Annotated in this window: 9 protein-coding genes; 5 read left to right on the top strand and 4 right to left on the bottom strand. The window is 66.7% G+C overall.

The features are described 5' to 3' along the window. Positions 1–164: 164 nt before the first annotated feature. Positions 165–635, bottom strand: coding sequence for a VOC family protein (locus ACTIMF_RS12440; protein WP_442350605.1), 471 nt, complete (start codon positions 633–635; stop codon positions 165–167). Positions 636–704: 69 nt separating this feature from the next. Here ACTIMF_RS12440 and purT point away from each other — a divergent pair, with 69 nt between their 5' ends. Together purT and ACTIMF_RS12430 are read left to right on the top strand one after the other, a co-directional pair. Then, entirely contained in the window at positions 705–2294 is a 1590-nt protein-coding gene (purT, locus tag ACTIMF_RS12435) for a formate-dependent phosphoribosylglycinamide formyltransferase (protein WP_442350604.1), read from the top strand. A 136-nt stretch (positions 2295–2430) separates the two neighbouring features. Next, positions 2431–2946, top strand: a complete 516-nt coding sequence (locus ACTIMF_RS12430) for a hypothetical protein (protein ID WP_442350603.1) — start codon at positions 2431–2433, stop codon at positions 2944–2946. A gap of 72 nt (positions 2947–3018) precedes the next feature. Here the strand turns inward: ACTIMF_RS12430 and ACTIMF_RS12425 are convergent, their stop codons facing one another. Further along, complete coding sequence (locus tag ACTIMF_RS12425) at positions 3019–4407, bottom strand: FAD-dependent oxidoreductase (RefSeq protein ID WP_442350602.1); 1389 nt, start codon at positions 4405–4407, stop codon at positions 3019–3021. 204 nt (positions 4408–4611) lie between these two features. Between ACTIMF_RS12425 and ACTIMF_RS12420 the strand changes: the two genes are divergently transcribed. The 3 genes from ACTIMF_RS12420 to ACTIMF_RS12410 are packed head-to-tail and all read left to right on the top strand — an operon-like array spanning position 4612 to position 6730. After that, positions 4612–5106, top strand: a complete 495-nt coding sequence (locus ACTIMF_RS12420) for an Rv0361 family membrane protein (RefSeq protein WP_442350601.1) — start codon at positions 4612–4614, stop codon at positions 5104–5106. Next, on the top strand, positions 5103–5516 hold the full coding sequence (locus tag ACTIMF_RS12415; RefSeq protein ID WP_442350626.1) for a rhodanese-like domain-containing protein: 414 nt from the start codon (positions 5103–5105) through the stop codon (positions 5514–5516). Before ACTIMF_RS12420 ends, ACTIMF_RS12415 begins: the two co-directional genes overlap by 4 nt. Before the next feature lie 14 nt (positions 5517–5530). Beyond that, positions 5531–6730, top strand: coding sequence for an O-succinylhomoserine sulfhydrylase (locus ACTIMF_RS12410; RefSeq protein ID WP_442350600.1), 1200 nt, complete (start codon positions 5531–5533; stop codon positions 6728–6730). 10 nt (positions 6731–6740) lie between these two features. Here the strand turns inward: ACTIMF_RS12410 and ACTIMF_RS12405 are convergent, their stop codons facing one another. Together ACTIMF_RS12405 and ACTIMF_RS12400 are read right to left on the bottom strand one after the other, a co-directional pair. After that, the gene (locus tag ACTIMF_RS12405; RefSeq protein ID WP_442350599.1) at positions 6741–7838 is read right to left on the bottom strand and encodes an isochorismate synthase; all 1098 of its coding nucleotides are present in this window, start codon (positions 7836–7838) and stop codon (positions 6741–6743) included. Beyond that, the gene (locus ACTIMF_RS12400) at positions 7835–8398 is read right to left on the bottom strand and encodes a hypothetical protein (RefSeq protein WP_442350598.1); all 564 of its coding nucleotides are present in this window, start codon (positions 8396–8398) and stop codon (positions 7835–7837) included. The genes ACTIMF_RS12405 and ACTIMF_RS12400 overlap by 4 nt, the downstream gene beginning before the upstream one ends. Between the last annotated feature and the right edge of the window lie 8 nt (positions 8399–8406).

Here is an 8406-nt window from a genome sequence, read left to right as displayed (position 1 = left end):
CTGTTCGTGCATAATTCCCCGCGGGTCGCCCCTCCCCGGGCGCGGGGGGTGGGTTGTGTAGACCGTTTGCTCGTGGACGGGGGTCTCTATTTCGCCCGCCCGGCGGTTTGGGTCTCGACTCCGCTCGACCAGCGGTGAATGAGGCACGACCAGCAGTCGGGCTCTCAGTCCAGACAGAATTCGTTCCCTTCTGGATCGGCCATGACGATGTGGCCGTGCCCCATCGGGGGAGCGGGCTCTACGCGACGAGTTCGCGACGCACCGAGCGCTACGAGGGCGGCGGCGCGCGCTTCGAGCGTCGACATCCGCTCGTCACCGACGAGGCCGGGAGCAGCACGCACATCCAAGTGGATGCGATTCTTCGCGACTTTGCCTTCGGGGACCTGTTGGAAGAAGAGGCGGGACCGAACGCCGGCGGGATCTTCAGCAGCCGAATTGGAGTTCCACTGCTCGACCGGAATACCTGCTCTTGCCAGGAACTCGTCCCAGGCAGCGAACGGATCGTCGGGGTCGGAATCAACGCCTGGCGGCCCGGGAACGACGTAGCCGAGGGCGGCGCACCAGAATTGGGAGAGGCCGCGTGGATCGTGGGCGTCGAACGTGATCTGTATGTCGGGACTCGGCGGAACGCTCATGCGGTTCAGCGTAGGTCGCCCGAACGGTGCGTGGGCCGCGTCGCCGATCTGGGCCCGTAAACTGGAAGCATGTCGTTAACGGTGATCGGTACCCCGCTGAGCCCCAGTGCGGTCAGAGTGCTCCTTCTCGGCTCCGGCGAACTCGGTAAGGAGGTGACGATCGCACTGCAACGGTTCGGTGTGGAAGTCGTCGCCGTGGATCGCTACGCCGACGCGCCTGCGCACCAGGTGGCGCACCACGCCGAAGTGATCGACATGACCGACGCGGCGCAGGTGCGCGCCGTGATCGACAAACACGATCCGCACTATGTGCTCCCGGAGATCGAAGCGATCGCCACGGAGGCCCTCGAAGACGTCGAACGTGATGGTGTCGCCGAAGTGATCCCGAGTGCCAAAGCCGTGTCGGCGACGTTGAACCGTGAACGGATCCGTCGCCTGGCCGACGAAGAACTCGGGCTGCCGACGTCGCCGTACCTGTTCGCCGGATCGCTCGAGGAGATGCGTCGGGCGGTCGAGAGCGTCGGCTATCCGTGCGTGGTGAAGCCCGTCATGTCGTCGTCCGGAAAGGGGCAGAGCGTTCTGGAGGGACCCGACGACGTCGATGCGGCGTGGGAGGCGGCCCGCTCCGGGGCGCGAGTAAACAACGACCGGGTGATAGTCGAAGGCTTCGTCGACTTCGACTACGAGATCACGCTGCTCACCGTGCGTGCCATCGATCAAGAGACGGGCGAGCTCGCGACCTACTTCTGCGATCCGATCGGCCACCGCCAGGTATCCGGCGACTATGTCGAGAGTTGGCAGCCGCAGCCGATGAGCGAGACCGCCTACGGCACAGCACGTTCGATCGCAGCGCGGATTGCCACGGCGATGGGGTCCGGGCGCAGCGAGTTCAGTGGTCGCGGCGTGTTCGGCGTGGAACTGTTCGTCCACGGCGACGAGGTGTACTTCTCCGAAGTCAGTCCACGGCCGCACGACACCGGCCTGGTGACGATGGCGTCGCAGCATCTGTCCGAGTTCGAGCTCCACGCCCGCGCAGTCCTTGGACTGCCTGTCGACACCGGGGCGGTGGCCCCGGGCGCATCCGCGGTGATCTACGGCCGCCACGACGCCGAAGCGATCAAGTTCGCGGGTGTCGCCGAGGCGCTGGCGGATCCGGCCGTCGACATCCGACTGTTCGGCAAGCCCGAGAGCTTCGCGCGACGCAGGATGGGTGTCGCAGTGGCGACGGGACCCGACACCGAGATCGCGCGCCAGAAAGCCACCTGGGCAGCCGAGACCGTTCAGCCGTTGCTCGCCGACGCCGACGCGGACGCGGCAGATGCGATAACGAGCGACGGGAAGACCGCCGCCATTCCCCGACCCGACCGCAGGCCGTCGCCCGCGACTGTTCCGCCCGCGCCTGTTCCAGCACCGCCTCGGGGCACGCACCCCGGGCCTCCGCCCGCGCCGCGTCCACATCCTGGGCCTCCGCCTCCTCATCTGAGGCGCCCGGGGCCCGGCCGGCCCGGCCCGGGCCCGACCGGTCCGGCAGGTCCGCGACCGCAGGGGCCGCCTCCGCAAGGACGGCCCCCGCAAGGTCCTGCTCAACAAGGTCCTGCTCAGCAAGGTCCTGCTCCGGGACCTCGGCCACCGCATCCCCAAGGGCCGCCAGGACACTGATCCTGAGCATTTACTGAACAATTCGGTAACACCTACATGTTGAACCATCGATAGACGGGTAAGGGTGAAAGAAGACTCCGTCTACGCGCTGCGATTCACAACGTATTGCGGCTAGGTGAAACGAAAGGTATTCAACATGAGGAAGACCCTGACACGTGCAGCGGCGAGTATCGCCGCAGTCGGCGCCGTCGGCGCCGGTACCCTCGTCGCAGCTCCGCAGGCGCATGCTGCCGATCCCGGTGACCTCCAGATCATCGGCGGCGTGAACTGCACTTTCAAGGCGTGGGGCCCCAACTGGTCCGACGGCCCGCAGTGGCAGATGCACCGCTGGATGGGCGTGACGAACACCGGGGACTTCACCATGCACAAGGTGACCGTCACCGAGTTCGGCGGTCCGACCAAGTGGGTTCCGGCGAGCAAGGAACGCAAGACCAAGGTCGGCGATCTGCAGAAGGGCCAGACCGCGGTCCTGTTCTCCACCAAGTGGAAGGGCTGCTGGCCGTCCTCGATCTCCGGCTACACCATCAGCGAGCAGGTCGAGAACCCGCTGAACAACGCAGGATTCTGGCAGAATGTCCGCCGGGCCGCGCCCAAGGGCGGGGACAACGCGAAGATCGTCGAGCCGCCGAATGCCGATACCTCCGACGAGTAGCAACGAGAAAAGGATCCGCCCCGACACGATGTGTCGGGGCGGATCTTTGTAGGGGACCCCTGCGCGGAGCCGCTACTTCTGAATCTTGTGCGGCTCCGCAGCGGCCAGCATGTCGTCGCGCTCGACGACCTTGATGCGCTCGCGGCCCACCGCGGCGCCGAGAGCGCGCTCGTGTTCGTCGAGGCGGTACCAACCGTCCCACGTGGTGAACGGGACGCCGCGCTCTTCCAGGAGTGCGACGATCGCATCCTCCTCGGGCGTCTCGGGTGTGTTGAGCGTGTCGGCTTTCATGTCCTCGAGGATGCACTCGACGGTCTCATTCGCATCGCCTTTGGTGTGGCCGATGAGACCGACTGGACCGCGCTTGATCCAGCCCGTCGTGTACAGCCCGGTCAGATGCTTGCCGTCGTCGAATACGCGGCCTGCCTCGTTCGGGATCACGCCGGCCTGATCATCGAACGGAATCTCCGGGAGGTTGTCCGACAGGTAGCCGACCGCACGGTAGATCGCCGTGACGTCCCACTCGCGGACCTGGCCGGTCGGCTTCACATTGCCGGTGCCGTCCAATTCGGTGCGCTCGGTGCGCAGACCGACGACCTTCCCGTCCTCGCCGAGCACCTCGACCGGGTTCTCGAAGAAGTGCAGGAACAGCTTGTGGATCGCGTCCTGCTTCGGCTCGCGGATCGCGTAGTTCTCGATGATCGTCGCGACCTGGTCGGTGATCTTGCTGCTGCGTCGAGCGACGGCGGAGCCCTCGTCGTACTCGATGTCTTCGGGGTCGACGATGACCTCGATGTTCGGCGAGTGATCGAGTTCCTTGAGTTCGAGCGGAGTGAACTTGGCCTGTGCGGGGCCCCGCCGACCGAACACGTGGACCTCGATCGCCTTGTTGGCCTTGAGGCCTTCGTAGACGTTGTCCGGGATCTCGGTGGGGAGCAGTTCGTCACCGGTCTTGGCGAGCACGCGGGCCACGTCGAGGGCGACGTTGCCGACACCGATGACGGCGACCTTCTCCTCGTCCAACGGCCAGGTGCGGGAGAAGTCCGGGTGGCCGTCGTACCAGGCGACGAACTCGCCTGCGCCGTAACTGCGCTCGAGGTCGACACCCGGGATCTTCATGCCGCGGTCGTCGGTGGCGCCGGTCGAGAACACGACGGCGTCGTAGTGCTTGCGCAGATCGGCCAGCGTGACGTCGGTGCCGTAGTCGATGTTGCCGAGCAAGCGCACCTGCGGCTTGTCGAGCACCTTGTGCAGGGCGTTGATGATCCCCTTGATGCGCGGGTGGTCGGGCGCGACGCCGTAACGGATCAGCCCGAATGGTGCGGGCATGCGTTCGTAGAGGTCGATGCTCACGCCGCGCTCGCCTGCGGTGTCCGACTTCATCAGGGCGTCCGCGCAGTAGATGCCAGCCGGTCCGGCGCCGACGATCGCGACCCGCAACGGGCGGTTGGTGTCAGTCATGAGCTCGTGTTTTCCTCAGCTTTATGGAACCTTGTCCCCTCTACGTTAAATCGTGGGCGTGCCGGACCAAAATCTGTAAGTGAGGCGAACCTCAGTAGGCGGGCGGTGATCGAAACTCTTGACGCGTGGCGCGCCGTGTGCCGTCGTCGTGCCAGGGCAGACGCGTTGCGCGCCCAGAACAGACAGGTCATAGACTCGGAAGTCATGAGCGCGAAGCCAGCCGACCCTGCACCACAGGACGACCCGCCGAACCCCGAACACGAACCCCGGTCGTGGCGGGCGGCTCTGCCGTTCATCATCGCGTTCGTTCTCATCGTGGTCGTCGTCGCATGGATCGCGCTGTCGCACCTTGTCCGCCCGTCCGAGGAGCGCGTCAGCGAGGACACGAAGGTGCAGTACGTGGTCAACGACCTGTACAGCGCCCGGAACTCGCTCAACTACGACCTGTACCGCAGCGCTCAGTGCGAGGCGAACGTCGCGTCGAAGGATTTCCCGACCGCGGCGCAGTTCGCCGAAGCCAACCGGGGACCGCTCGAACGTGACGGGAAGGTCGTCGTCCCCGAGATGGATGTCGAGGTGACCGGCTCGCGCGCGGCCGTCACTGTCCATGAGCACCGCGAGAACACTGAAGACAAGAAGACGACGACGGATCTGATCGTCGTCAAACAAGGCGACGACTGGAAGGTGTGCGCATCGTGACCTACGCAGGCGACATCACCCCACGCGAGGCGTGGGATCGGCTGACCGACAACCCGCGAGCCGTTCTCGTCGACTGTCGGACCCGGGCGGAGTGGAGCTTCGTCGGCGTCCCGGACGTGAGCCCCCTCGGCAAGCAGACGGTGTTCGTCGAGTGGGTCGACTTCCCCGACGGCGCCCGCAATCCCCAGTTCGTCGACGACCTCCGGTCTGCGGGAATCACCGACGAGGACGAAGTCCTCTTCCTGTGTCGATCGGGCCAGCGGTCCATCGGTGCCGCAGAGGCGGCGACAGCCGCCGGGATCGGCGCGTCGTACAACGTGCTGGACGGTTTCGAGGGCGCCGTGGACGCGTCCGGGCATCGTGGTTCCGTCGGGTGGCGGGCGCAAGAACTTCCCTGGCGACAGTCGTAGAGGAGCAGCGAACAGTGAGCAACGAACTTCCAGATTGGGTGTCGCCGGAGACCGTCGCGGTGCGGGGCGGCCTCATGCGGTCCGGCTTCTTCGAGACGTCCGAAGCCCTCTACCTCAACAGCGGTTACGTGTACGAGTCCGCGGAGGCCGCCGAGCGCGCGTTCACCGGTGAAGACGAGCGCTTCGTCTACAGCAGGTACGGAAATCCGACCGTCGCGATGTTCCAGGAGCGACTGCGTCAGATCGAGGGCACCGAGGCGTGCTTCGCGACGGCGAGCGGTATGGCGGCCGTGTTCGTGGCGCTCGGCGCCCTGTTGAAGAACGGCTCGCGTCTGGTCGCCGCCCGAAGCCTGTTCGGCTCGTGCTTCGTGATCTGCAACGAGATCCTGCCGTCGTGGGGCGTCGAGACCGTCTTCGTCGACGGTGACGATCTCGCACAATGGGAGGCGGCGCTGTCCGAGCCGGCAGATGCGGTGTTCTTCGAGACGCCGTCGAACCCGATGCAGGCGGTCGTCGACATCCACAAGGTGGCCGAGATGGCACACGCTGCCGGAGCGAAAGTGGTGCTCGACAACGTGTTCGCGACGCCGCTGCTGCAGCGCGGTCTGGAACTCGGAGTCGACGTCATCGTGTATTCGGGAACCAAGCACATCGACGGCCAGGGCCGCGTGATGGGCGGGGCGATCCTCGGCACCGAGGAATACATCCAGGGGCCGGTCCGCGAGTTGATGCGGCATACCGGTCCCGCGTTGAGCCCGTTCAGCGCGTGGGTGATGCTCAAAGGCCTCGAAACGATGAAGATCCGGCTCGACCAATCGGTGTCGGCCGCTCTCCGGATCGCCGAGTTCCTCGACGCCGACCCGCGCGTCGCGCGCACGATCTACCCGTTCCTGCCGTCGCACCCGCAGTTCGACCTCGCGACGTCCCAGATGTCCGGCGGCGGCACCGTCATCACGTTCGAGTTGGCGGGAAGCCCGGCTCAGACCGGCAAGGAACGCGCTTTCGAAGTCCTCAACGGACTCAGCGTCATCGACATCTCCAACAACCTCGGCGATGCGAAGAGCCTGATCACGCATCCGGCGACCACCACGCACCGCGCGATGGGGCCCGAAGGCCGTGCAGGCATCGGCCTGACCGATTCGATGGTCCGCCTCTCGGTCGGTCTCGAAGCGGCCGACGACCTGATTCGGGACCTGGACGCCGCGCTGGGCTGAGCTGCGGCCGTCAGTCGAGGCCGAGAGTGCCCAAGACCGTGCGGAACTTCGCGTCGGTTTCGGCGACCTCTGCATCGGGGTCCGAGCCTGCGACGATGCCGCCGCCGGCCCACGTCGTGACACCGGTGTGGTCGGCGTCGAGTTCGAGGCAACGGATCGACACAGTCCACTGGCCGTCGCCTGCGGCGTCGCACCAGCCGACGGCGCCCGCATAGAAGTCGCGGGAGCCTTCGAGATCGGCGATGAGCGCGGCTGCCTGGTCGCGCGGTGTCCCGCAGACCGCGGGCGTCGGGGACAGCAAGGCGGCGAGATCGAGGGCGGTGACGGACTCGTCGGCGAGCTCGCCGCGGATCGGCGTCGCCAAATGCCAGACCGTTGGTGTCGACTCGATCCGGGGTTCGTCTGGCACGATCAGTTCGCGACACAGCGGCGACAGCGCGGCGACGATCGAGTCGACGACGAAGGCGTGTTCGCGCAAGTCCTTATCGGACGTACGCAAGCGCTCCACTGCGGCCCGGTCCGTCTCGGGGCCGACACCGCGCGGTGCGGTGCCCGCGAACGGGTGGCAGGTGACGACACGGCCGGACCGTCGGACCAGTAGTTCGGGACTGGCGCCGATCAACCAGCGCCCGCGCCGTCCGGCAGCGGGGTCCAGCGGTACGGCGAACGCAGTCGTCGACGTGGTGGCCCCGGCGGCGAAGCGTCCGAACAAGTCGATGGGATCGATCGGCCGGTCGAACGTCAACTCGGCGGCACGGGCCAGCACGACCTTCTCCACCCGGCCGCTGTCGATCGCGGTGAGAGCCGACCGCACGCGCTCGGCGTGATCGGCGGCAGGTGTCGTCGACGATGACGCGATGCGGGCCGGTAGCGGCGACAGTGGTGCGGGCGCAGCGGGCGAGCCCGCGCGAGCGACGACGTCGAACGACTCCGGTGCGATGAGAGCGGCGTCGCCGGACGGAGTGAAACCGAAAGCGCCGGTGACCGCGCTGACCGAACCCGAAGCCAGTGCTTCGCGGGCCGCATCGACCGTCGAGAACTCACCGAGCCGGCCGGTGCCCCGCCACGAGGCGTCTGCGGTCGCGAACAGGGAACTCGGGAGAATCACTCCGCCAGGTTACTCGGCGGATCCTCCCGATCATGACGCTCGGCGGGCTGTTGGGACGTGACGTCCGGCACGGGTGGAGCAGTCGGCGGTGCAGCACGGTCGGCGATACCGCCCGCAGTGTCCTGCGCCCGTCTCACCGCACCGTCGCCTGGTTCGAGCGCGACCGATGCGGCCGACGCCTCGAGGGCTGCAACGGCATCCTCGACCTCGGCCAACGGCTGCTGCTTCGCCGATGCGGGCAGCGACCAGATCGTCACCAGACGTTGGTCGAGTTCTTGCGCCGACACCATCAGGCGGGCTCTGTCGTCGATCTGCGCGACTCCGCTCATACCGATCGTGTCGTCGAGGGCTCTCACCGCGTCACGGATACGTCGGTGCAGGCGGGCCTCCGGATCGTGCGAGCCGCCCCACGATGCGGGTACCGCGACGTCGACCCCGGGAATGGCGGCGTTCGCCGCCATAGCCGACTTCGATGACCGTGCGAGCGAGAACACGAACACACCCGCGCCGATGACGACGAGTAGGACGATCACCAAGAGCAGGATTGCGACGGTCGTCATGCGGGTCT

Source organism: Gordonia sp. (in: high G+C Gram-positive bacteria) (genome assembly GCF_052106715.1).
Lineage (GTDB): Bacteria > Actinomycetota > Actinomycetes > Mycobacteriales > Mycobacteriaceae > Gordonia.
Note: the sequence above shows the minus strand (reverse complement) of the source record. Positions and strands in the feature narration are given on the sequence as shown.

Coding starts and splice junctions, on each gene's coding strand:
- ACTIMF_RS12440 (WP_442350605.1), bottom strand. CDS start 635: ATGAGCGTTCCGCCGAGTCCCGACATACAGATCACGTTCGACGCCCAC.
- purT (WP_442350604.1), top strand. CDS start 705: ATGTCGTTAACGGTGATCGGTACCCCGCTGAGCCCCAGTGCGGTCAGA.
- ACTIMF_RS12430 (WP_442350603.1), top strand. CDS start 2,431: ATGAGGAAGACCCTGACACGTGCAGCGGCGAGTATCGCCGCAGTCGGC.
- ACTIMF_RS12425 (WP_442350602.1), bottom strand. CDS start 4,407: ATGACTGACACCAACCGCCCGTTGCGGGTCGCGATCGTCGGCGCCGGA.
- ACTIMF_RS12420 (WP_442350601.1), top strand. CDS start 4,612: ATGAGCGCGAAGCCAGCCGACCCTGCACCACAGGACGACCCGCCGAAC.
- ACTIMF_RS12400 (WP_442350598.1), bottom strand. CDS start 8,398: ATGACGACCGTCGCAATCCTGCTCTTGGTGATCGTCCTACTCGTCGTC.